The organism is Actinomyces bowdenii (assembly GCF_017592395.1).
GTDB lineage: Bacteria > Actinomycetota > Actinomycetes > Actinomycetales > Actinomycetaceae > Actinomyces > Actinomyces bowdenii.
The window spans coordinates 1-21831 of sequence record NZ_JAGFOU010000009.1; the positions used below are offsets into that span (position 1 = coordinate 1).

Sequence of the window (21831 nt, forward strand, 5' to 3'; positions counted from 1 at the left end):
CCCATGACGCCAAGGCCATCACAGCCTCGGGCGTTCTGGAGGGGCTCGACCTCGCCTGCTGCATCGGTGATAAGGGCTACGTCGGTACAGGAATTACCGTCCCCTACAAGAAACCACCCAACGGCGATCTCACCAAGGCCCAGAAGCAGTCCAACAAATCCCTGAACAACATCCGATACGTCGTCGAACGAACCATCGCACACATCAAATCATGGAAGATCCTATCCCACGACTACAGGCGCCCGCTAGAAACCTTCAAAGAAACCATCACAGCCACCCTAGCCCTATACACCTACACCAACCCCTGAATAACCTTCCTGGAAACCCAGATCGCCAAACCGAAGACCGCAGCTTATGACTATCAACGCAGAGTCCTGGGAACGGACATTGAAAGAAAACTAGTAGCGGATGATGGCAAAACTTCAGTCTTCGCCGACTCCGTCACCCCCGACGGAACCGCCTACACCGCATGGGACGCCAAGCACAGCGGCGGCGGCTCCAAGGCTATGCACGAAGGAAACGCAACATCATTCGTCCAGGATCGTGGCATGGCAAAATTCGACGAGAACATGAGGAAGTATGCAGCAGTCATCCAATCGCCGGGAAATCCCGTCAGCAAACTAGTCATCGTCACCAACACACCCGAGGCTCAGGCTTATCTCACCCAGCGACTCCAAAACATCCTAGGGGCAGACATCCCCTTTGAAGTACAACTCACCCCCTAATATACAATGAGGAGAGCAGAATGGGAACCGGCTACATGATCATCACCATGGACCCCAATCAGACCATCTTCGATGCCAACACATTCATCGCGGAGGCTCAGCAACAGTGGCCTGGATGCCAGACATACAGAAAAACAGAATACTTCATTGCTGATGCGGGAGCGAACATTAGCCTCCTAGATTCCTCGTCGTTTATGATCGACCATTTTCCCGATAATCACATGATCTCCGTAGATGGCACTCCCGAGCATGCTGCCGAAGTGGCGGCCTGGGTTCGCTCCCTCTTCCCGGATCCTAACCATATCCTATGGCTCTTAGATGGCGTCCTGAGCGGACATACCGTTCTATTTCCTGGGATCACACCACAAGAGGTCCTTGATAATTGGGTCGATCACCGTGAGCACGACCCCTACATCGAGTACCCCCAGTACTTCCATTAACACTGCCTGCTCTGCAGCACATCGAAGGGCGCATTACGGCAGCTCACTCCATACGATCACCCATACAAAACGAAACACCGACCGCCCACCTTATAGTCATCCAACAAATCTGATCAACACGCCACCCTGAAGCAGTCAGCGGCATCCAAGCACTCAAGCCCGTCGACGCTGGGGCCGATGCGCGCCGCGGCGCTAACGGTCAGGCCGGCTCCAGCCCCTCGGGCAGGGTCGGGGGCTCGGGCGCCAGCGGATCGGGCCGCGGGGGCAGTGGGCATGGTGGGGCCGGTCATGGCGGCCCAGGGGGATCCGGATCCGCGGGCCACTCCGGTGGCCGCGGAGGATCCGGCGGGGCCGACGGCGGAGGCGGGGCTCCCCCACCCGGATCGCACCCCGACTGGAACGACCCGGTCGCTCGCCAGAACTGGTTCAACAACCTGGAAACCCAGATCGCCAAACCGAAGACCGCAGCTTATGACTATCAACGCAGAGTCCTGGGAACGGACATTGAAAGAAAACTAGTAGCGGATGATGGTAAAACTTCAGTCTTCGCCGACTCCGTCACCCCCGACGGAACCGCCTACACCGCATGGGACGCCAAGCACAGCGGCGGCGGCCCCAAGGCAATCCACGAAGGAAACGCAGAACCGTTCATTCAGAACAGCAGCATGGCAAAGTTCGACGACCAGATGAGGAGATACGAGGAGGTTATCCAATCACCAGGAAACCCCGTCAACAAACTAGTCATCGTCACCAACACACCCGAAGCTCAGGCTTTTCTCACCAAAAGGCTCCAGGGTATTCTCAATCCGAACACACCCTTCGAAGTGCAACTCATTCCCTAACACTCAATAAGGAGAAACAGGATGGGAACTGGCTACATGATCATCACCATGAACCCCAACCAGACCATCTTCGACGCCGAAACATTCATCGAGGAGGCTCAACAGAAATGGCCGGAATGCCAGACCTACAAAGAGACGAGGAGGGACATGAATTCCGATGCAGGAGCAAACATTGACCCTATAGACGCACCTTCATTCATGGTACATCATTTCTCCGGAAACCATATGATTGACATCGATGGAAATCCATTCAATTCTGCCGAGGTCGCCGCCTGGATCCGTGCCACAAATCCAGATCCATCTCTAGAGCTATGGTTCACAGACGAGTATTTCTCTGGTCATACAATCCTTTTTTTTGGCATCACACCACAAGAGGTCCTTGATAATTGGGTCGATCACCGTGAGCACGACCCCTACATCGAGTACCCCCAGTACTTCCATTAACACTGCCTGCTCTGCAGCACATCGAAGGGCGCATCACGGCAGCTCACTCCATACGATCACCCATGCTAAAAGAAGCACCGACCGCCCACCTTATGGTCATCCAAGAAATCTGATCAACACGCCGCCTTGAAGCAGTCAGCGGCATCCAAGCACTCAAGCCCGTCGATACTGGCGCGGACGCCCGCCGTGGCACTAACGGCCAGAGTGGCTCCGGGCCCTCGGGCAGGGGCGGGGGCTCGGGCGCCAGCGGATCGGGCCACGGGGGCAGTGGGCATGGTGGGGCCGGTCATGGCGGCCCAAGCGGATCCGGATCCGCGGGCCATTCCGGTGGCCGCGGGGGCTCCGGCAATGGCGGAGGCCGCTACGGCCCCGCCGGAGCAGAGGATCCAGACGAGGGCAGCCACAACAATCACGGGAACCGCGGGAGTTATGACGCCTCTCGCGAGCCAGACACGCAAGAAGATAGATCTCACCAGAATTCTGAAACCAGCACCGGCCGCTACTACAATAGGGACGACAAAGGCCATTTCACCGACGGAAACGGGGGGTCCCAAGATTACGAACTCAGCGAGCAAGCCGGAATGGAGGAACTCCAAAGAAAGTTAAAAAAGAGAGACATAGGAATTTCGAGAGAAATATCGAGCAAGCATCGCGCAAGCATCGAAGGCGTTAATCATGGCAGATTCTATGATAGACTCGTTCAATTAGACGATGGACGATGGATCGGCCTGGAAGTCAAGTCTGGAAGCGCATCACTAACACCTCAACAGAAGGCATTTGACAAACTCGTCTCCGCAGACAATCCTGCAGAGGTGACGCTTGGCGACGGCACAAAGATCAGCATCGTAGACGTTGAGGTTGTTGAAGTGCCAAGACAAGAGTTCCCACCCGCACAGTGAGACGAAAGGAAAAGGAAATGCGAAAGTTCGTCATATGGGACATTGACGCCGAAGATGGGGTTTTCAAAATATTCAAAGTCAATCAAACCCCGGAGAGAATATTCACAGAAGTTTCGCACGACCTGACGAATCCTAAGTACTTTCGGCCTGGAGCGGTCTTCACCTACGCCGTTAAGCCCCTCCCTGAGGGCATTGATTTTCCTGACGACCTTCCTGCCGACAACCCGGAGCAGTATTCGTATATGCAGGTTTCTGGTTCGTCTCAGGCGTTGACTATCGAGGTCAGGGTCCCCAACGCGAAGGAGGACTATACCCATTATGTGGTGGCACGTGAGCCCGTCCGGGATCCGGACGCCTGGGTGCCCTTGTCTTGGGAGAACGACAAGACACAGATCGTCACCGTCAAGCGCCACCCCGAGGAGATCTTCACAGGCCAGCAGGCCATCCCAGTCTTCGGCGACTACATCATCAACAACCAGCTCCCACCAGCACATCTACTGCGCCGCATCACCGTCCCACCCAGCAGCTGGCCAGGCCTGGAGCAGGGCGCCATCACACAACCACGCTCACTAGTCACCCCTATCCCACCAGGACAACGACGATTCACCACCTGGACCGCATCCAAAGGACTGGGCATCAGGCGCTCCTTCATGAACCCCCAAACCCCACAGGAAGTCGCCGACAAGATCACACATGACCTGAACGACCCGACCTTCCTAAGCGATGCACGCCACTTCGCACTCGGCGTCGAACAGTTACCAGAGGGCATCAACTTCCCCGAAGACATGCCCCCAGACCCACCCGAGCAGTACTACATCCAAGCAGGCGGCTCCCATGACGCCATGACCCTAGAAATCAGAGTACCCCACCCCACCGACGGCTACCGGCAGTACACAGTGGCACGCGAGCCCATCCACACCCCAGACGCCTGGATCACCCTCAGTTGGGACAACGGCGGTAAAGAACCCTTCACCCTCCACCTCCACCCAGAAGAGATCTTCACCGCAGAACAAGCCACCCCGATCTTCACCAACTTCATCCTCAACAACCAATTACCACCCAACAACCTCCTCCGCCAGATCGACGCATAGGCGCGAGCCAATCTCAACTCCATGAATAGATGGCGACTACGCTCAGATTAATCAGGCCCAGTTCATTTAGCGACCAGAATGATCAAGTTTTACGCCAGAACTGGTTCAGTAGTCTCAAAACAAGACGAATCACACCCTACAGCTGAGCATATGAGCACCAAAATCGAACCCTAGGGAGCGATATCGAACGAGAACCCACCTAAGACCATCCTGAGCCCCAGCATTCTATTCAAAGTCCAGCTCATCCCCTAAACAAAAGAGGATTCAAAGCATGGGCGTCAGACGCATAGTTTTTACCATCCACCAGAATCAGACAACATTCGATGCCACTACTTTTTACCGCGACACATAAACCAGAAGGAAACCCCATTGACGTACACACTACAATCTCTTTTCCTCATGCGCCAACATTATTGATATATCATTTCCGCGACAATGATATGATATCTATTGATGGACTCCCGGAGCAGTCGACAGAAGTTGCGGCATGGGTCCGCTCCATACACCCAGACCCGGACCTCACCCTGTGGTACACCGACAACTCCTTCAGCGGGCGCACTGTCCTCACACCCGGGATTACACCACAAGAGGTCCTTGATAATTGGGTCGACCACGACGAGCACGACCCCTACATCGAGTACCCCCAGTACTTCCACTAACACTGCCTGCTCAGCAGCACATCGAAGGACATATCACGGCAACTCACTCCATACGATCACACGTACGGAACGAAGCGCCGACAGCCCACCATATTCCGCAGTACACAGGCACCACCGCTTCCAAGAACCCAATATCAGGCCCCCACCAACCTGCACCTGCCGAGAGGAAGAACCCGATGAGCTGCCACTACTACTACTCGTTCAATCTCCCCCTGCGCGATCACCTGCCCGCATCAACGCTGCGGGTGCTCACCGCAGTGGCCAACGGCGACCCCGCGGACCCAGGAGATCTTGACGAGCTCTCACACACCCCGCGGCACTACCTGCAGGATCCCAGCCGGTTTCTGCCACCAACACGATGCAGGTGCCCGCCCCATGATCGCCACCGCAGAAGGAGTGGAGATGGACAGCGACGCATCCTCCCAATCATGGGAGTGGTGGGCACTCGATAAGGCGATCACAAGGAGTACGACTAACGCCCGCCCCGAGCGCCCCGCTCAGCCCTGCGCTGGTGGCCCCGCCAGGCAGACGACCACCGACCACGCGGCCACCGACTGCCTTCCGCTGAGCACCTCGCCCGTGCCCTCGCGCCAGCAGTTCGACTCCCGCTCCGCCCACGCCGCGGTATCCACCAGGCGCCGCCACACCCGGCCCCCACCGGCCTCAGGCAACTGGAAGTCCACCGACTCCCCAGCCATGTTGACCATCACCCAGAAGGCCTCCCCGGGAGCATCGATATGGATCGCCAGCGCCCGATCCCCCTCCTGCGGCGAGCCGGCCCCATCAGGGGCACGGAACAGGTAGGACACATCATCGCCGCCGACCTGGTCATCGCCCCAGTTCGCCTGGTGCAGCGCGGGATGCTCATGGCGCAGGCGCATGAGGAAGGTCGCGAAGCGGAAGAGCGGGTTGACCCGCGCGCTCTCAGAGTCGAAGGCGCCGAGGTTGTCGTGGTAGGCGGCCCCCGATCCGTCCTCCACACTCACGCGCTGCGGGGCGCTCGTGGCCACCATCGCGTAGTTGTTGAGCATCGCCACCGTGTCCAGCGCCCAGGGGTTGTTGTTCCCGTTCTGGGTCCGCCCCATCTCGTCCCCGGCCACCACCATGGGCACGCCCCGCGAGAGCAGGAGGATCGCCCACAGGTTGCGCAGCCGCTGCCGGCGCAGCGCCTGGTCACCCCCCGAGTCCCAGGACATGTTGTCATCGCTGCCGCCGTCGGAGGGCCCGAAGGGCGCCGGCTGATCATTGACCTTGGCCTGGTAGCTCACCAGGTCGGCCATATTGAAGCCGTCATGGGCCACGATGAAGTTCACCGACTTCTGCGGCCCGCCGTTATCGGCGAAGTGGTGGTAGTCGCCGTTGACCATGTCGATGAACTCGCCGGTGTTGCCATCGCCCTTGGTGAAGCGGCGCACGGCATCGCGGTAGCGGCCGTTCCACTCCCCCCAGCCCCGCGGGAAGTTGCCCACCTCATAGCCCCACAGGTCCCAGGCCTCGGCGATGACCTCCACATGCTCCTGCTCGGCCAGCTCGGCGATCGCCGTCAGCAGCGGATGATCACTGAAGAAGCGCTTGAGATTGCCCCAGTCATCGGGCTCGGCCTCCCCCGGCATCCTCCCCAGCACCGTGGCCAGGTCGAAGCGGAAGCCGTCGACGCCCATCTGGGAGCACCAGTAGCGCAGGGAGTCCAGCACCAGCTGCCGGGCCGCGGGCGAGGAGAAGTTCACCTGGTTGGAGGTGCCCGTGGCGCCGTCGACCAGCATCTTGTCCCGGGTGAGCTGGTAGTACTCGGCGGTGGCGAACCCGCCCAGGCTGGTGAAGCCGGTGGTCGTCACCTCGCCGTTCCAGTTGCCGCCCTCGGCCGTGTGGTTGTAGACGACGTCGAGGTAGACCTCCATCCCCGCGGCATGGAAGGCGTCCACCATCTCCTTGAACTCCCGGGTGGGCCCGCCCCAGCTGCGGTCCGCGGCGTAGCGCCGGCTGGGGGCGAAGAAGGCCAGGGTCATGTACCCCCAGGAGTTCGTGGCACCCGAGCGCCCCGACTCCGAGGCGTTGGTCTCGTGGACCGGCAGCAGCTCCACCGTCGTCACGCCCGCGGCCTTGAGATAGGGGGCGAGCATCCCCGCGCCCCGGTAGGTGCCCCGGTACTCCTCGGGGATGTCCACCACGTCCTCGAAGCCCGACTCCCCCGCCAGCAGCTCGCTCAGGCGGGCGGCCGAGGGGTGGCCGGTCAGCTGCCGCACCCCGGCCTCATAGATGATCGCCTGCTCGGCCGGGATCCGCGGCTTGGGGATGCGGCCCCCCGCCCCGGTCTCCTCCACCACGATGCCCTTGGGCGCGTAGGGGCCGGTGTCGATCTGACGGCGCGGCACGCCGTCGACCAGATCGCCCCCCGTCCCCAGCACGCCATCATTGACGCCCAGCTCCCCCAGCGCGTCGGTGAAGGCGCTGTGGGTGATCTCCCGGGAGTAGGGGTCGAACAGGACCTTGTTGGGGTTGAAGCGATTGCCGTCCTCATCCAGGTCGGCGATGAAGCCCGCCGCGGAGCCTGGCACCCAGGCCTCGTCGAAGGGCCAGTTGGGGCCCCACACGCGCCAGCCCAGCAGGGCCCCGGCCCCCAGGCCCCCGATCCTGGCCCGCCACACGCCATCGGCGCCGCGGGCCGGCAGGAAGACAGCGGAGGCCCCCGCCCCCAGGGCCTCGGGGTAGACCTCCAGCTGGACGCGGGTGGCGGCCGGGGCGCAGACCGCGACGGTCACGCCGTCGGGCCCCAGGTGGGTGCCGAGCGGCCAATCGGCCTCGGCCCAGGTGGACTGCTCAAGCGGGAACGGCGACGGCGCAGAGGAATCAACAGGCATGGCCGCGAGCCTGGCACCCGAGCCTGATAGCGGGCTGGGCACCGCGCTCCCCTGACCATGCGCGCGCCCGGCCCTGGGGCCCTGTGGGCGGGGAGGGCGGCGGGCGCAGCACGAGGACGTCGGCACTCAGCGCCATGCGGGACCCTCGTCCCAGGCCCCACTAGACTGGCCGGGTGAAGCCACTCGACCCTCGGCTGCTGCGCCACGCCCGCGCCGCGCGCCGGTACATCGTCATCACGACGATCACCGGCATCCTCACCGCGGGCCTGGTGGTGGCCCAGGCCGTCCTCATCTCACGGGCCATCGCCCCGGTGATCCTGCAACCGGGGGCCACCGGCCGGGTGGGGGCCATGGCGGCAGGGCTGATCATCGTCGTCGCCACCCGCTGCCTGGTCCTCTACCTCCAGGAGGCCCTGGCCCACCGGGCCGCCACCCGCACCATCATCGAGCTGCGCCGCGCCGCCCTGGAGCACGCCGCCGCCCTGGGCCCGCGCTGGCAGGCCGAGCACGGCGCCTCCACCGCCACCGTCCTGACCCGTGGCCTGGAGGACCTGGAGCCCTACTTCACCCGCTACCTCCCCCAGCTCCTCCTGGCCGCCACCGTCACCCCCGCCACCATCGCCGTCCTGGCCACGCAGGACCTCCCCTCCACCATCACCGTCATCCTCACCATCCCCCTCATCCCCATCTTCATGATCCTCATCGGCCGGATGACCCAGAGCTTCTCCCAGGAGCGCCTGGCCACCATGGAGCGCCTGGGCAGCCAGGTGCTCGACCTCATCGCCGGCCTGCCCACCCTCAAGGCCCTGGGCCGCGAGCGCGGCCCCGCCGATCGCGTGCGCGCCCTGGGCCGGGACTACCGGCTGGCCACCATGTCCACGCTGCGTGTCGCCTTCCTGTCCGGGGCGGTCCTGGAGTTCCTCACCACCCTGTCAGTGGCGATCATCGCGGTGGCCATCGGCTTCCGCCTCATCTACGGCACCATGGACCTGCCCACCGCCCTGCTGGTCCTCATGATCGCCCCCGAGGCCTACCAGCCGCTGCGCCAGGTCGGCTTCCACTTCCACGCCTCGGCCAACGGCGTGGCCGCGGCGCAGGCCGTCTTCGAGATCCTGCAGGCCCCGCTGCCAGCGCGCGGCACCCGGCCCGCCCCCGCCCTGGGGAGCACGGACATCCACCTGGAGGGCATCGGGGTCCGCGCGCGCGGCCGGTGGGCCCCCCACCGCCTGAGCGCCCGGATACCCGCCGGTGGCATCACCGCCCTGGCCGGACCCTCTGGCGCGGGCAAGACCACCACCGCCCAGGTGGTGCTGGGCCTGCTCGCCCCCGACGAGGGCCGGGTCCTGCTGCGCCCCGCCGGCCAGGATGCGGGCACCGGCCCGGCCGGCACCGACCTGGCCGAGGTCGAGCCGGGCGGCTGGTGGGAGCAGATCGCCTGGGTGCCCCAGCGCCCCGTCATCGTCCCGGGCAGTGTCCTGGACAACGTGCTGGGCGCCTCCGCGGACGCCGCGCCGGGCTCCTCCCCGGCCGCCGGCGACGTCCCCCATGCCCTGGTCGAGGCCGCCCGCATCACCGGATTCGATGAGGTGCTCGACCAGCTGCCCGGGGGCTGGCACACGATGGTGGGCCAGGGCGGGGTGCGCCTGAGCCTGGGGCAGCGCCAGCGCCTGGCCCTGACCCGGGCCCTGGCCAGCCCTGCGCCCCTGGTGGTGATGGATGAGCCCACCGCGCACCTGGACGCCGCCAGTGAGGCCCATGTGCTCGACGGCGTTCGCGCCCTGGCCTCCCAGGGCCGCACCGTCCTGGTCATCGCCCACCGCGCCGCGCTCGTCGCCCTGGCCGATCACGTCATCGAGGTCCGCCCCGGCGCGCCCGACGGCGCCGCTGCCGACGATGGCGCCCGGCCATCGCCGGCGGCGCGGCCCGGCCCGGCCCGGGCCGGGGCACTCCCCCGCTCCCAGGAGTCACCGGGCCCCGCCTCCCCGGCCGGTCGGGGGGTGGCGCGATGAGGGGCATCCTGTCGGCTCCAGAGCGCCGTGCGCTGCGGCGGGCGGTGGCCCTGCTGGACCTGAGCAGGGCCAGGGCGGCCGCGGCTGTCGCGCTCGGTGCCACGGGCATGGCCAGCGCCATCGCGCTGGCGGGGGTGGCGGCCTGGATGATCGCGCGCGCCGCCCAGGTGCCGGAGGTGGTGGCCCTGGGCGTGTCCCCGGTGATGGTCCGGCTCTTCGGCATCTCGCGCTCCGTGCTGCGCTACTGCGAGCGCCTGGCCTCCCATGACACCGCCCTGCGGGGCATGGGGGAGCTCCGGGCCCGCCTCTACGAGATCCTCGCCTCGGCGCGGGCCGACACCGTGGCCGGCCTGAGACGGGGGGATGTGCTGGCGCGCGTGGGCACCGACGTCGATGCCGTGGGTGATGTGGTGGTGCGCGCCTACCTGCCCATGGCGGTGGCCACCGTCCTGGGGGCGGGCACCGCCCTGGCGATGGGGCTCGTCTACTGGCCCGCCGGGCTCATCATCGCCGCCTGCCTGCTGCTGGCGGGGATCGGGGGCCCGCTGCTGTCCATCCGCTCGGCGCGCCTGGCCGAGTTGGCCCGCCAGGAGGGCGCCACCGACCTGTCCGCCGCAGTGGTGGCCATCACCGAGTCCGGCTCCCAGCTGGCGGTGGACTCGCGCCTGGACCAGGCGCTGGGGGCCCTGGAGCGCCTGGAGCGCGACCTGGGGCGCACCCGGGACCTGGCTGCCCGGCCCGCCGCCATGGCGGCCATGATCGACACCCTGGCCCTGGGCCTGGCGGTCCTGGGCAGCCTCCTGGTGGGCATCCCGGCGGTCGCCTCCGGGCAGCTGGGAGGGCAGTGGCTGGCGGTCATCGTCCTGCTGCCCCTGGCCGCTTTCGAGGCCACCGCGGCCCTGGGGCCGGCCAGCGTCCAGCTCGTGCGCTCGGCCGGAGCCGCCGGGCGCATCATGGAGCTCATCGACGGCGCCCGGGCCGCCGCGACCGCCCCGGCCAGCGCGGGCGTCACCGCCGGCACGGGTACGGCCCCGGACCGCGATGGCGCAGCATCCTGGGCCCCGCCGGCCTCCCCCGCTGGCCCCGCCGGCGGATCGGGCCCCCGCCTCACGGCGCGGGGCCTGGCGGTGGGCTGGCCCGGAGGGCCGATCCTGGCCTCGGGCATCGACCTGGACCTGGCCCCGGGCAGCCGCCTGGCACTCGTGGGCCCCTCGGGCATCGGCAAGACCACCCTCATGCTCACCCTCGCCGGCCTGCTGGAGCCCCGGGGCGGGACCCTCCTGCTCGACGGCACGCCGCCGTGGTCCATGAGCCGCGAGCAGGCGGCCCGGCGCATCAGCCTGACCGCCGAGGACGCCCATGTCTTCGCCACCACGGTCCTGGAGAACCTGCGCGTGGCCCGCGGGGATGTCACCGCCCAGGAGGCACGCGAGCTGCTGGGCCGCGCCGGGCTGGGGGCATGGCTGGAGGGCCTGCCCCAGGGCCTGGAGACCCTCATCGGCACCGGCGGCTCGACCCTGTCCGGAGGTGAGCGCCGTCGTCTGCTGCTGGCCCGGGCCCTGGCCGCGCCCGCCCCGCTCATGGTCCTCGATGAGCCCGGTGAGCACCTGGACCCCGCGACCGCCGACCGTCTCGTCACGGATCTGCTGACGGCGGGCAGCGGCGGGCAGCGGGGGGTGGTGCTCGTCACCCACCGTCTCAGCGCCCTGGACGCCGCCCAGGAGATCATCGTCCTGGGCCGCCCCGAGCAGGCCGGGCCCGAGGCGCCCGCCCGCATCATCGCCCGCGCCGGCCACGAGGAGCTGGTGCGCACCCATGAGCCCTACCGCTGGGCCCTGAGGCAGGAGGACAGCGATGCCGCATCCGCCGCGCGGTGAGCGCACCGGCCCCGCAGCACCGGGCGATGGCACGGCCCCCGGTGGGCCCGGCGGGGCCATGAGGCCCGGCGCGGCCCCGGCCGGGGCGGGGGAGATCCCCCTGGCCCTGCCCGGCGTGCCCGACGACCTGGCCCTGGAGGTCCCCACCGGCCCCAGCCCCGATGACCCGGTGGGGGTGCGCCGCCTGGCCTACGCCGTCCACGCCGACCAGCTGACCTCCACGCGCCACCGCCCCGAGGAGCCCGGGCGCCGGCCCTGCCTGGACGGGGGCACCGTCGAGCTCATCCAGGCGGCCCTGCGCCTGACCGGCTCCCTGCGCGTGCCCGAGGCACTGCGCCGCCTGGTGGAGTCCGCCTGCTCCATCACCGGCGCCGCCTGGGGCACGATCGCCGTCCTCAGCCGCGCCGATGCCGCCAGCGGGTCGCCCACGGGCAGTGCGGGCACCACGGTCTCCAGCGGCGCCCCCACCGCCTCCGCCGACGAGCTCGCCCTGCTGGCGGGCAGGGTCAGCCCCACCGGCCCGCAGGGCTCCGACGTGGTCATCGACAACGACCTGTCCGGTGCGGCCGCCTTCACCGGCGCCATCGAGGACGAGGAGGCCGGCAGCCTGCTCAGCGCTCCCCTGCGCGTCCACGGCCAGGTCTACGGCCGCCTCTACCTGTGCGACAAGCCCGGGGGATTCGGCCCCAGCGATGTCGACGCCGTCCTGACCCTGGCCGAGGCCGCCGCCGTGGCCGTGGAGAATGCCCGCCTCTACCGCGAGGCCCGCGACCGCGAGCAGTGGATGTCGGTGTCCCAGGAGCTGACCACCCTGCTGCTGTCGGGGGCCGAGGAGGACGACGCCCTGACGCATATCGCCCGCCGGGTCCGCGAGGTCGCCCACGCCGACACCGCCGCCCTCATCCTGCCCAGCGTCGCCGATACCTGGATCTGCGAGATCGCCGAGGGGGAGCACGCGGAGGACCTCATCGGCACCTTCTTCCCGCCCCAGGGCAGGGCCCTGACGACCCTGTCCCAGCGCACGGGCATGGTGGTGCGCTCCCTGGCCGCGGCCTGGCAGCGCGGGGACCTGCGCCTGCCCCAGCTGGCCCGCTTCGGCCCCGCCCTCTACGCCCCCATGATCCACCGGGGCCGGGGGGTGGGGGTGATGCTGCTGCTGCGCGCCCAGGACGCCGCGCCCTTCACCGACAAGGACCTGGAGATCGCCGAGCTGGTCGCGGGGCAGGCCACGATGGCCTTCGAGCTGGCCGACGCCCAGCACGCCGAGGAGATGGCCACCCTGCTCGACGAGCGCGCGCGCATCGGCCGGGACCTGCACGACCTGGCCATCCAGCAGCTCTTCGCCACCGGCATGCAGCTGTCCTCGGCCCAGAGCCGGCTGCGCCAGGCCGAGGAGCTGGACCGCGAGACCGTCTGCTCGGTGCTGGCCTCGGCCCTGGAGGCGGTGGACGACTCGGTGCGCCAGATCCGCTCCATCGTGCGCTCCCTGCGCGACCGCGACGAGGATGTCAGCGTTGTCGAGCGCCTGCGCCGGGAGGCCTCCCTGGCGCGCACCGCCCTGGGCTACGCCCCCTCCCTGCTGCTCAGCGTCGACGGCTCCGGCCTGGCCCAGGCCGGGCGCCAGGAGGAGGACGAGCTCATCGCGGCCGTGGAGGCCGCGGTGGATGCCGATCTGGCCGACGACATGGTGGCGGTGGTGCGCGAGGGCCTGAGCAATGTGGCCCGCCACGCGCACGCCTCCTCGGTGACCGTGGATATCAAGATCGACGGGGTGCTGCCAGGGCGGGCCGCCGGCCCCGCCCTGGGGCCGGCCTCCGGGAATGCGGCTGCCGACGACGCCCCCGTGGTGGAGATCGTCTGCCGCGACGACGGCGTGGGGGTCGACCCGGGGGTGACGCGCCGCTCGGGAACGGCCAATATGGCGGAGCGGGCGCGCCGTCACGGCGGATCCTTCGTCATCGGCCCGCGGGCCCGCTCCGACGGGGCCCGGCGCGGGACCTGCTTCACCTGGAGGGCCCCCCTGGAGCGGCCCTGAGCCGCGCTGCGGGAGCCGGGGATGGCCCCGCCCTCCCCTGGGGCTCCTGGGGCTGCACATCTTCACGCCCGGCCCAGATGAGCGATCGGCGCGATCCCGCCGATGCCCCCATCACAGGAGTCCCCCAGAGGCACGAAGATGTGCAGCTCCGTCCGCGCTGCACATCTTCATCCCGCTGACGCGGGCCCGAGCCCCGGAATCACGGCCATCCCCGCACTGAGGACTGCCCACCGAGGCCTGAAGATGTGCAACCGCCACCTGCCCCGGGCGGGCCGGCGCAGGGGAGCCGGCTCAGCCGCGGCGCCAGCCCGAGGCGCGCTGCCCCGCCACCCAGGCGGCCACCTGCGTGCGCCGCTGGAGGCCCATCTTGGCCAGCAGGGAGGTGATGTGGTTCTTCACCGTCTTCTCCGCCACGCCCAGGCGCTCGCCGATCTCCCGGTTGGACAGTCCGTCGCCGATGAGCTCCAGGACCTTGCGCTCGGCATTGGTCAGGTCGGCGGTGGGGTCGTCGTGGTCGGCGCGGCGGCGGGTGACGGTGCGCTCATCGAGCAGGACCCGCCCCGAGGCCACGGCCCGCACGACGTCACTGATCTCGGCGCCGTGAACGGTCTTGAGCAGGTAGGCCCGGGCACCGGCCTGCAGCGCCTCGGCCAGGGCCTCGTCGTCGTCGAAGGAGGTCAGCACGATGGGCATGGCCTCGGGCACCGACTCCCCCAGCTCGTGCATGAGCTCGATGCCGGTGCCGTCGGGGAGCTGGAGGTCCACGAGGATGACGTCGGGGCGCACGAGCTCGGCGCGGCGCACCGCCTCGGCCCGTGAACCGGCCTCGGCCACGACATCCAGGCCGTCGGCCCTGTCGATGATCTCGGCGATCCCGCGGCGAACGATCTCGTGGTCATCCACGATCATGACGCGGACTCTGTCCGCTGCAGGGGCGTTCGGCATGGCCTGAAGACTACCAGCGCTGGGGATCAAGGTCACAAGCACCGCGTGATCCCGGGAGTGGGACAAGGGGCGATGCTCAGGCTTCAGGGTCCAGGATCGCCATGCAGTGGACATCCACCCACTCGCCGTCGAGCAGGAGGGCCTGGCGGCCGGTGCCCTCATGGATGAAGCCCACCTTCTCGTAGACATGACGGGCCCGGGGGTTGATGTCATAGACCTCCAGACTGATGCGGTGCAGGCCCATGGCGCCCAGGCCGTGCTCGACGATGAGGCGGGTGGCCTCCGTGCCCAGCCCGCGCCCACGGCCCTGCTTCCCGATGAGCGCCCTGAAGCCGCAGGACCGGTTGGCCTCATCCCAGTCCAGGAGCACGCGCCGACCATCCGCCCGCTGGAGTTGTCGATGACGGCCAGCACGAGGCGATCCTCCGCCTGGGCCCACCTGCCGTAGATGCCGCGCAGCTCCTCGATGCCCACGCCCACGGGGATGCCCACGCCCATGGGCGGCTCGGTGGAGGAGTGGACCGACCCTGTCAGGATGCTGATCTCGGGATCAGTGCGGATGAGGGCGTCGATGGTGTCGGCGTCCTCGGCCCGGATCGGCCGCAGCGTGACCAGCTCGCCCACCAGGGTGGGCTTGGTGGCGAAGGGTGTGGGGGCCATGGCGCAAGGATGCCGCATGCCCCCGGACCCGCAGTCTGCCGTCTGCCAGCCAGGCTTCCCGGGTGCCGGTGAGACCGGGTGGGCCGCATGCCCAGCGCCGACACGCAGCGCATCGGCTGGCCGGCCCTCCGAGTGGCGCCGACTATCCCAGGAGCGAGCTCTGCGTCGGTGCAACGAAGCCGCTCATAGCGCTCGCTTCCTCAATTGCCATCTTGAAGTCCCGCTCGGAGACCGACTGCAGCAGGTCGACCGGCGATCGATTCGAGCCTTCCGGGCCCTTCGGCAAGCCAGGATACGGCGTCTGCCACCAGTCCAGCAGCGCCGCGGCGACCAGTGTCGGCTCCACGTCCTCGCAGACTGCTGCGAACACCTTGTTGATCTCCGCGAGAGCGTCGATAATCTTGCCGTCGCGGAATTGGAAAGCGGGATAGTGCCTGGTCTTCCCCAGTTCAACCTCGATCAAGACCCGGTGCTTGAGATAGGTCCGCAGCAAGCTGCGCTGGGCTGCCTTCATTGCTCGCTGCGCTTGCTCCGGGGTTCGATCGCGCTCGGACTCGGTGACATCCGCACATGTCAGCGCGGTTCGCGTCTCAGCGGCTGTCCGGCAGTCAACTCGGTCGAGCAGGCTGGCTGCCAGCATGGACGAGGGATCGAGCGTGAAGTCACGATCCCATAGCGGGCTGCTCCGCCAGCCGTCGGGAAACCCGAGCTGGTTCATGGAAAATCCGATGTCCTGCGAACTGTCCTCGATGAAATCTGCCACGTCGACCACATCGGGACGCTCCGGCGCGATACTCAACAAGAGATGGCGCAGGATGAGCATCACACCGTAAAGCTTGTTGCCCACCCCGCCGTCGGCGAGCGGGGCCAGGAGATCGCTCGCGTCCCTGCGCGCCCGCCCGGGTGCGTCGATGACCACGTCGAACGTGCGGTTCCATAGTCGACCGTAGTGCGCGCAAATGTTCCGGACGTGCCGGAGGTTGTTGAGCCAATTTTTCAGAGCGCCGCGGTCGCCCCTGTCGTTGGCGGTGCGGATCTGGAACCGCGCGGCCAGGATCTCCTGGTCAGCCTGGGGCATCAGGTTGTAGAGGCCGCTCAGCACACCGAAGGACATGACCTCCGTCGCTACCCAGATCGGCAGGTGCGGGCCATAGACCTCGCGGAAGTGCACGACGAAGTCGCCTCTCGCCCGCCTCTCGTGACGCTCGTACTCCTCAATCCACTCGAGATAGGCAGTGGTCGGCTCGGGCGATGTGCCCGGGTCCGACTTCCTGAGCGCACCGAGCTTCTCCGGATGCCGGTGCGCGAACCGATCTTCCTTACCGAGCCGGTGTCCGATGTGGAAGCGGAACGCCGTCTCGACCATGCTGATCGCACGACCCAGGCGGGTCCGGAGCTCATGGTCGAACTCATACAAGGCGACCACCTGCCGGAGAGTGGCTCCCGGCTGGAACGAGTCCAGACGGATCTCGCGGCCGTCCTCGTCGAAACGAGGCGCCGGTGGCTCTGGCCGAGCTCGATGGAGGTGCCAGTACCCCGACAGTCGGTAATAGCCATAGCGCTCAAGGACGCCTGACGCGAACGAGTCTGTACCGCAATCCATGCCCCGCTCACGCAACCGCCGGATCTGCTCAGGAATCGTCAGGAACGGCTTGGTGTAGGTACTGTCCAGTGCGCTCATGCGTTCTTCGTCCTCGCCTCCCCAGCACTGGGAAACAGAAGAACAGGCTCGCGTCTCATCTAGAGAAGCGGGCCTGCCATGTTGATACGAGTGTACGAGGTATCTGCACGCGGGTCAAGCGTCACGACCTCGTCCCGAGCGGCACACAAGGTCCTCGCCGCTCTGATCGGCTTAAGGAGTAAGGAGGCGCCTGCTTATCAGTGGGATGCTCGAAGCCGCCATGGGCCGGCAGGCCCTCAGGAGCGGGACGCGCCATAGCGGGGCTCCCTCATCAGGCGCGGCCGGGTCTGGCAGCGGGGGCAGAAGGTGTGGGAGCGCCCGCCGATGACCTCCGAGCGCAACTGCGCCCTGCAGCGGCGGCACTCCTGGCCCGAGCGCCCGTAGACGGCCAGCTCGCGGGCGAAGTACCCGGCGGCCCCCTCGGCATCGACGTACAGGGCATCGAAGCTGGTCCCGCCCACCGCCAGGGCCCGGCGCATCACCTGGGCGACCGCCTCCAGGAGGCGCCCGCTCACCCGCGGGCCCAGGGCCGTGCCCGGGCGCAGGCCGTGGATGCCCGCACCCCACAGGCCCTCATCGGCGTAGATGTTGCCCACGCCCGAGACGATCCCCTGGTCCAGCAGCAGGGACTTCACCGCGCGCCGCGAGGACCGCATCCGGGCGATGGCACCACGGCGGTCCAGGGCCTCATCGAGCAGATCGCGGGCGATGTGGGCAGCGCCGGCGGGGAGCAGCGCCGCCCGGTCCCCCACTCCCCCGGGCGCCCCATCCGCGGTGGGGACCAGGTCGTCAACCCACAGCCCGCCGAGCATGCGCTGGTCCACCAGGTCCAGGGCCGCCCCGGTGCCGGGGTCCTGGGGCTGTGCGCTCAGCTGCAGGCGCGCGCGCAGGTGCCTGGGACGCACCGACAGCTCGCGCACCAGGCTCGGGGCCCGGGTGGCCGTCATATCGACCCGGGGCCCCTGCGCCGCCCCCAGGAAGGGCGCGGGATCCGCCCCGCCGGCGACGGCGGGCGCCTCCCCCACCCGCTCATCGCCCGCCTCCGCGGCACTCCGGCCGGGGCCCGGGGCGCCGGTCCCGCGCACGAGGAGCTGGCCGCTCATGCCCAGGTGGGCCGCCAGCGCCCGCCCATCGTCCAGGGGCAGCCACAGGAACTTGCCGCGGCGCACCGCCGCGGTGATGACCCGCCCGGTCAACTGGTCGCAGAAGGCCCTCGGCCCACCGTCCTGACGGCGCAGGGGCCTGGGGTCGAGCACCTCGACAGCGGTGATCGTGCGCCCGGCCAGGTGCCGGGCCAGGCCCGCGCGGACGGACTCGACCTCCGGCAGCTCAGGCATCGCCGGCCGGGCCCCGCCCCCGGCGGTCCGCCCGCCCCGCCCGCTCCTCACCGGCCAGGTGGGCGCTGAGGTCGGCGCGCAGGGCGTCATTGACCCCGGGCAGGTCCAGTCCCCCGTCCCCATGGGAGGCCAGGATCGCGGCATAGGCGGCCTCGGCGGCCTCATGCTCGGCCACCTTCTTCGATGAGCCCCTGCCCGAGCCCATGGCCCGGCCATCGACGATGGCCCGGGCGGAGAAGACCCGGTGGTGGTCCGGGCCCTCCCCGCTGACCTCGTAGGAGGGCGAGCCCAGGCGGTGGGCGGCGGTGAGCTCCTGCAGGCTGGTCTTCCAGTCCAGCCCCGCCCCACGGGTGCGGGCCGAGTCCAGGAAGCGCGAGACCAGGCGGGTGACGACGGCGCGCGCCGTCTCCAGGCCGTGGGTGAGGTAGGTGGCCCCGATGAGGGCCTCGACGGTGTCGGACAGGATGGAGTCCTTGTCCCGGCCGCCCGTGAGCGCCTCGCCCTTGCCCAGCTTGATGAACTCCCCCAGCCCCAGGTCGCGCGCGACGGCCGCCAGGGCCGGCTCGGAGACGGTGGCGGCGCGCATTCTGGCCAGCTGGCCCTCGGGGACCTCGGGGTGGGCGCGGTAGAGGTGCTCGGTGACGATGATGCCCAGCACGGAGTCCCCCAGGAACTCCAGGCGCTCGTTGGTGGGCAGGCCGCCGTTCTCATGGGCCCAGGAGCGGTGGGTCAGGGCCAGCTCCAGCAGCGGCGCGTCAATGGCGGGGCCCCAGCGGTAGACCAGCGCCTCGGTGTCGGTGCGCGCGGGCGGGGCGGTGCGGCGCCGGGCCATCAGGCGCCCTCGCCCCGGTGCCGCCCGCCACCTGGCTCCCCGCCGGGGGCATGGCCCGCGGCGTCGTCAGCACCGGCCTCGGAGCCGGGGCTCGCGGGGCCGGCGGCCCGGTCCACGAATCCGGCCAGGGCCGCCCAGCGGGGGTCGATGACCTCGTGGTGGTGGTCGGCGGGCAGGTCCTCCAGGCGCTCGCCGCACTCGGGGCACAGCCCGGGGCAGTCGGGGCGGCACAGCGGCCGCAGGGGCAGCGTGGGGATGATCGCGTCGCGCAGGGCCGGCTCCAGGTCCAGGGTGCTCTCCCCCAGCTCCAGGAGATCCTCGGCCTCCTCATCGCCCTGGGCGCGCTGGGCCTCGATGGCCTCGGGCAGGAAGTAGAGCTCATCGATGCTCACGGTGCGCTCCTCATCGAGGTCGCGCAGGCAGCGCACGCATTCACCATGGATACGGCACTGGGCCCGGGCCTGGGCCAGAACCCCCTCGTCCATCGAGGTCAGGGTGACCTCGATGTCCAGGCCGCTGCCCTCGGGCACGCCGATGACCTCATTGCCCAGCCGGGCGGGTGCCGGCGCGCTCAGGCGCAGGCGCTTGACCGAGCCCGCGGGGCGGGGCAGGTCCACGATGTCGATGACCAGTCCGGGCATGTCTTCTCCCCAGGGTGCGTGGTGGTCGGTGGGGCGGGGCATTCAGCGCAGAGGGCCGGGGTCGACCGACCAGCTCGCCCGACGGCGCACCGGCTCCTGGACCTCCCCGACGGCGGGCTGGGACAGCGGCTCGCCCTCCCAGGTCTCCAGGCGGGCAGCCAGGACCTCCCGGCCGGCGCGGACCTGCTCGGCGATCTTGGCCACCTCCCCCTCCAGGGCCGCCAGGGCCTTGTCGGAGTACTCGTCGGCCCCGTGGCGCAGCGCGGAGGCCTTGTCCTCGGCGGCGGTGATGATGGCATCGGCGCGGTCATTGGCCATGCGCACGATGTTCTCCCCGGCCACCAGGCGCTCGGCCTCCTGATGGGCGTGGGTGACCAGCCGCTCGGACTCCTCGCGCCCCTGGGCCAGGACGGCATCGGCGTCGGCGACGATCTCCTCGGCCCGGTGCACCGCGGTGGGCACGGAGCGGCGGGCCCGGGCGATGAGCTCCTGGGCGGCCTCGCGGTTGACGATGGCTGAGGCACTCATGGGCATGGAGCGGGCCGAGGCGATGAGCTCGTCGAGCTCATCGAGGATCCTCAGCAGGTCGTCTCCGGCGTCACGGCTGGTCGTCACGGTTCTTCCTCTCGATTCGCGGGTTTCAGGGTACCGGGTGGCCCTGGCGGCGCATGGCATGGGCCAGGGCGTGGGCGACGGCGCCGGGCACCAGGCCGGAGACATCCCCCCCGAGGGCGGCGACCTCCTTGACCAGGGAGGAGGAGATGTGGGCATGGGCGGGAGCGGCGGTCAGGAAGACGGTCTCGGGGGCGCCCAGGTCCCGGTTGAGCAGGGCCATGGGCAGCTCGGCGTCCAGGTCGGTCCCGCTGCGCAGCCCCTTGACGATGGCCGAGGCGCCGCGCGAGCGGCAGTAGTCGGCCAGCAGCCCGGGGACGAGGTCGACCTCCACGCCCCCCATATCGGCAGTGGCCCGGCGGGCCAGGTCCAGGCGGTCCTCGGCGCTGAGCAGGTGACGGCCCGCCTTGGAGGTGTTGTGCGCGACGGCGATGACGACGGTCCCGAACAGGGCGGCGGCGCGGGCGGCGATATCGAGGTGCCCCAGGGTCAGCGGGTCGAAGCTCCCAGGGTAGACGGCCAGGCTCATGGGCTCACGGTAGCGGCGCGGTGCGCAGCGGGGCGGGACGCACGCCGGGATCACGCTGGGATCACACCTGGCCGCCGGGCCCTTGCCGCTGCGCCTCCCCGGCGCGATGGCGCCGGGCGGCCGGGCACGGCGGGTAGGGTCGGGCCCATGACCAGGATCGTGGCGGGCAGCGCCGGGGGGCGCAGTATCGAGGTGCCGCGCACCGGGACGCGCCCCACGTCCGAGAGGGTCCGCGAGGCGCTCTTCGCCCGGCTGGAGCACTACGGGGTCATCGAGGGCGCGCGCGTGCTCGACCTGTGCGCGGGCTCGGGCGCGCTGGGACTGGAGGCGGCCAGCCGCGGGGCCGCCGAGGTGGCGCTGGTGGACTCGGCCCGCGCGGCCGTCCAGGCCTGCCAGCGCAATGCGCGGGCCCTGGGGCTGCGGGGAGTGCGCGCGGTGGGCGCGAAGGCGGCCACCTACCTGGCGGGCCCCGCCGGAGCCCCGATCGACCTGGTGCTGCTGGATCCGCCCTACGACATGGGCCAGGCCGATCTGGCGGGCATCCTCGCCCCCCTGGCACGGGACCAGGACCCGTGGCTGGCGCCCGGCTCGGTGGTGGTGGTCGAGCGCTCCTCGCGCACGCCCGAGCCGATCTGGCCCCCCGGGCTCCACTGCTTCTCCTCCAAGAGGTACGGCGAGACCCTCCTGTGGTTCGCCGAGCCCGAGGCCTCCTGAG

The 21831-nt window shown here is 68.8% G+C and carries 21 protein-coding genes; 12 read left to right on the forward strand and 9 right to left on the reverse strand.

Annotated elements, in window-relative coordinates; all coding sequences use genetic code 11:
- From J5X07_RS05350 to J5X07_RS05385, 8 genes are all read left to right on the forward strand, one after another.
- Window positions 1-308 (forward strand): transposase family protein (locus J5X07_RS05350; RefSeq protein ID WP_208478910.1); only part of this gene is annotated, 308 nt, incomplete at its 5' end.
- Window positions 309-329: 21 nt separating this feature from the next.
- A complete protein-coding gene (locus tag J5X07_RS13380) occupies window positions 330-725 on the forward strand; it encodes a restriction endonuclease fold toxin-2 domain-containing protein (protein ID WP_341769418.1) in 396 nt (131 codons plus the stop codon).
- 20 nt (window positions 726-745) lie between these two features.
- A complete protein-coding gene (locus tag J5X07_RS05360) occupies window positions 746-1165 on the forward strand; it encodes a hypothetical protein (protein ID WP_243896506.1) in 420 nt (139 codons plus the stop codon).
- Between the two features lie 446 nt (window positions 1166-1611).
- Window positions 1612-2007: a restriction endonuclease fold toxin-2 domain-containing protein gene (locus J5X07_RS13385; RefSeq protein WP_341769419.1), complete on the forward strand. Its 396-nt coding sequence runs from the start codon at window positions 1612-1614 to the stop codon at window positions 2005-2007.
- Window positions 2008-2028: 21 nt separating this feature from the next.
- Window positions 2029-2451, forward strand: coding sequence for a hypothetical protein (locus J5X07_RS05370; RefSeq protein ID WP_124934856.1), 423 nt, complete (start codon window positions 2029-2031; stop codon window positions 2449-2451).
- A 581-nt stretch (window positions 2452-3032) separates the two neighbouring features.
- On the forward strand, window positions 3033-3350 hold the full coding sequence (locus tag J5X07_RS05375; RefSeq protein WP_208478913.1) for a hypothetical protein: 318 nt from the start codon (window positions 3033-3035) through the stop codon (window positions 3348-3350).
- A 17-nt stretch (window positions 3351-3367) separates the two neighbouring features.
- Entirely contained in the window at window positions 3368-4441 is a 1074-nt protein-coding gene (locus J5X07_RS12910; protein ID WP_243896507.1) for a hypothetical protein, read from the forward strand.
- Between the two features lie 440 nt (window positions 4442-4881).
- Entirely contained in the window at window positions 4882-5100 is a 219-nt protein-coding gene (locus J5X07_RS05385) for a hypothetical protein (RefSeq protein ID WP_208478914.1), read from the forward strand.
- A gap of 497 nt (window positions 5101-5597) precedes the next feature.
- Here the strand turns inward: J5X07_RS05385 and J5X07_RS05390 are convergent, their stop codons facing one another.
- The gene (locus tag J5X07_RS05390) at window positions 5598-7958 is read right to left on the reverse strand and encodes a glycogen debranching protein (protein WP_208478915.1); all 2361 of its coding nucleotides are present in this window, start codon (window positions 7956-7958) and stop codon (window positions 5598-5600) included.
- A gap of 173 nt (window positions 7959-8131) precedes the next feature.
- On the opposite strand from J5X07_RS05390, the gene cydD reads away from it, so the two are divergent.
- From cydD to J5X07_RS05405, 3 genes are read left to right on the forward strand one after another with little or no spacing between them, the layout of a single operon-like run.
- A complete protein-coding gene (cydD, locus tag J5X07_RS05395) occupies window positions 8132-9967 on the forward strand; it encodes a thiol reductant ABC exporter subunit CydD (RefSeq protein ID WP_208478916.1) in 1836 nt (611 codons plus the stop codon).
- Window positions 9964-11844 carry a thiol reductant ABC exporter subunit CydC gene (gene cydC, locus J5X07_RS05400; protein WP_208478917.1) on the forward strand — a complete coding sequence of 627 codons (1881 nt, stop codon included), beginning with the start codon at window positions 9964-9966 and terminating at the stop codon, window positions 11842-11844. The genes cydD and cydC overlap by 4 nt, the downstream gene beginning before the upstream one ends.
- Before the next feature lie 58 nt (window positions 11845-11902).
- Window positions 11903-13879: a sensor histidine kinase gene (locus J5X07_RS05405; RefSeq protein ID WP_208478963.1), complete on the forward strand. Its 1977-nt coding sequence runs from the start codon at window positions 11903-11905 to the stop codon at window positions 13877-13879.
- 291 nt (window positions 13880-14170) lie between these two features.
- On the opposite strand, the gene J5X07_RS05410 is transcribed toward J5X07_RS05405, so the two are convergent.
- The 8 genes from J5X07_RS05410 to coaD form a co-directional block, all read right to left on the reverse strand.
- Window positions 14171-14788 carry a response regulator gene (locus J5X07_RS05410; protein ID WP_424924089.1) on the reverse strand — a complete coding sequence of 206 codons (618 nt, stop codon included), beginning with the start codon at window positions 14786-14788 and terminating at the stop codon, window positions 14171-14173.
- 112 nt (window positions 14789-14900) lie between these two features.
- Window positions 14901-15194 (reverse strand): GNAT family N-acetyltransferase, encoded by a 294-nt coding sequence (locus J5X07_RS05415; RefSeq protein WP_208478918.1) that lies wholly within the window; start codon window positions 15192-15194, stop codon window positions 14901-14903.
- A 432-nt stretch (window positions 15195-15626) separates the two neighbouring features.
- Window positions 15627-17165: an Abi family protein gene (locus J5X07_RS05420; protein WP_208478919.1), complete on the reverse strand. Its 1539-nt coding sequence runs from the start codon at window positions 17163-17165 to the stop codon at window positions 15627-15629.
- Between the two features lie 236 nt (window positions 17166-17401).
- Window positions 17402-18502 carry a bifunctional DNA-formamidopyrimidine glycosylase/DNA-(apurinic or apyrimidinic site) lyase gene (mutM, locus tag J5X07_RS05425; protein ID WP_208478920.1) on the reverse strand — a complete coding sequence of 367 codons (1101 nt, stop codon included), beginning with the start codon at window positions 18500-18502 and terminating at the stop codon, window positions 17402-17404.
- The gene (rnc, locus tag J5X07_RS05430) at window positions 18495-19334 is read right to left on the reverse strand and encodes a ribonuclease III (RefSeq protein WP_124933388.1); all 840 of its coding nucleotides are present in this window, start codon (window positions 19332-19334) and stop codon (window positions 18495-18497) included. Before rnc ends, mutM begins: the two co-directional genes overlap by 8 nt.
- Window positions 19334-19975, reverse strand: a complete 642-nt coding sequence (locus tag J5X07_RS05435; protein WP_208478921.1) for a YceD family protein — start codon at window positions 19973-19975, stop codon at window positions 19334-19336. The genes rnc and J5X07_RS05435 overlap by 1 nt, the downstream gene beginning before the upstream one ends.
- Before the next feature lie 42 nt (window positions 19976-20017).
- Window positions 20018-20590 (reverse strand): ATP synthase subunit B family protein, encoded by a 573-nt coding sequence (locus J5X07_RS05440; RefSeq protein WP_124933390.1) that lies wholly within the window; start codon window positions 20588-20590, stop codon window positions 20018-20020.
- A gap of 25 nt (window positions 20591-20615) precedes the next feature.
- Window positions 20616-21116 carry a pantetheine-phosphate adenylyltransferase gene (coaD, locus tag J5X07_RS05445; protein ID WP_124933391.1) on the reverse strand — a complete coding sequence of 167 codons (501 nt, stop codon included), beginning with the start codon at window positions 21114-21116 and terminating at the stop codon, window positions 20616-20618.
- Between the two features lie 147 nt (window positions 21117-21263).
- On the opposite strand from coaD, the gene rsmD reads away from it, so the two are divergent.
- Complete coding sequence (gene rsmD / locus J5X07_RS05450) at window positions 21264-21830, forward strand: 16S rRNA (guanine(966)-N(2))-methyltransferase RsmD (protein ID WP_208478922.1); 567 nt, start codon at window positions 21264-21266, stop codon at window positions 21828-21830.
- The last annotated feature ends 1 nt before the right edge of the window (window position 21831 follow it).

Coding starts and splice junctions, on each gene's coding strand:
- J5X07_RS05360 (WP_243896506.1), top strand. CDS start 746: ATGGGAACCGGCTACATGATCATCACCATGGACCCCAATCAGACCATC.
- J5X07_RS05370 (WP_124934856.1), top strand. CDS start 2,029: ATGGGAACTGGCTACATGATCATCACCATGAACCCCAACCAGACCATC.
- J5X07_RS05375 (WP_208478913.1), top strand. CDS start 3,033: ATGGAGGAACTCCAAAGAAAGTTAAAAAAGAGAGACATAGGAATTTCG.
- J5X07_RS12910 (WP_243896507.1), top strand. CDS start 3,368: ATGCGAAAGTTCGTCATATGGGACATTGACGCCGAAGATGGGGTTTTC.
- J5X07_RS05385 (WP_208478914.1), top strand. CDS start 4,882: ATGATATCTATTGATGGACTCCCGGAGCAGTCGACAGAAGTTGCGGCA.
- J5X07_RS05390 (WP_208478915.1), bottom strand. CDS start 7,958: ATGCCTGTTGATTCCTCTGCGCCGTCGCCGTTCCCGCTTGAGCAGTCC.
- cydC (WP_208478917.1), top strand. CDS start 9,964: ATGAGGGGCATCCTGTCGGCTCCAGAGCGCCGTGCGCTGCGGCGGGCG.
- J5X07_RS05405 (WP_208478963.1), top strand. CDS start 11,903: ATGAGGCCCGGCGCGGCCCCGGCCGGGGCGGGGGAGATCCCCCTGGCC.
- J5X07_RS05410 (WP_424924089.1), bottom strand. CDS start 14,788: ATGATCGTGGATGACCACGAGATCGTTCGCCGCGGGATCGCCGAGATC.
- J5X07_RS05420 (WP_208478919.1), bottom strand. CDS start 17,165: ATGAGCGCACTGGACAGTACCTACACCAAGCCGTTCCTGACGATTCCT.
- mutM (WP_208478920.1), bottom strand. CDS start 18,502: ATGCCTGAGCTGCCGGAGGTCGAGTCCGTCCGCGCGGGCCTGGCCCGG.
- rnc (WP_124933388.1), bottom strand. CDS start 19,334: ATGGCCCGGCGCCGCACCGCCCCGCCCGCGCGCACCGACACCGAGGCG.
- J5X07_RS05435 (WP_208478921.1), bottom strand. CDS start 19,975: ATGCCCGGACTGGTCATCGACATCGTGGACCTGCCCCGCCCCGCGGGC.
- coaD (WP_124933391.1), bottom strand. CDS start 21,116: ATGAGCCTGGCCGTCTACCCTGGGAGCTTCGACCCGCTGACCCTGGGG.
- rsmD (WP_208478922.1), top strand. CDS start 21,264: ATGACCAGGATCGTGGCGGGCAGCGCCGGGGGGCGCAGTATCGAGGTG.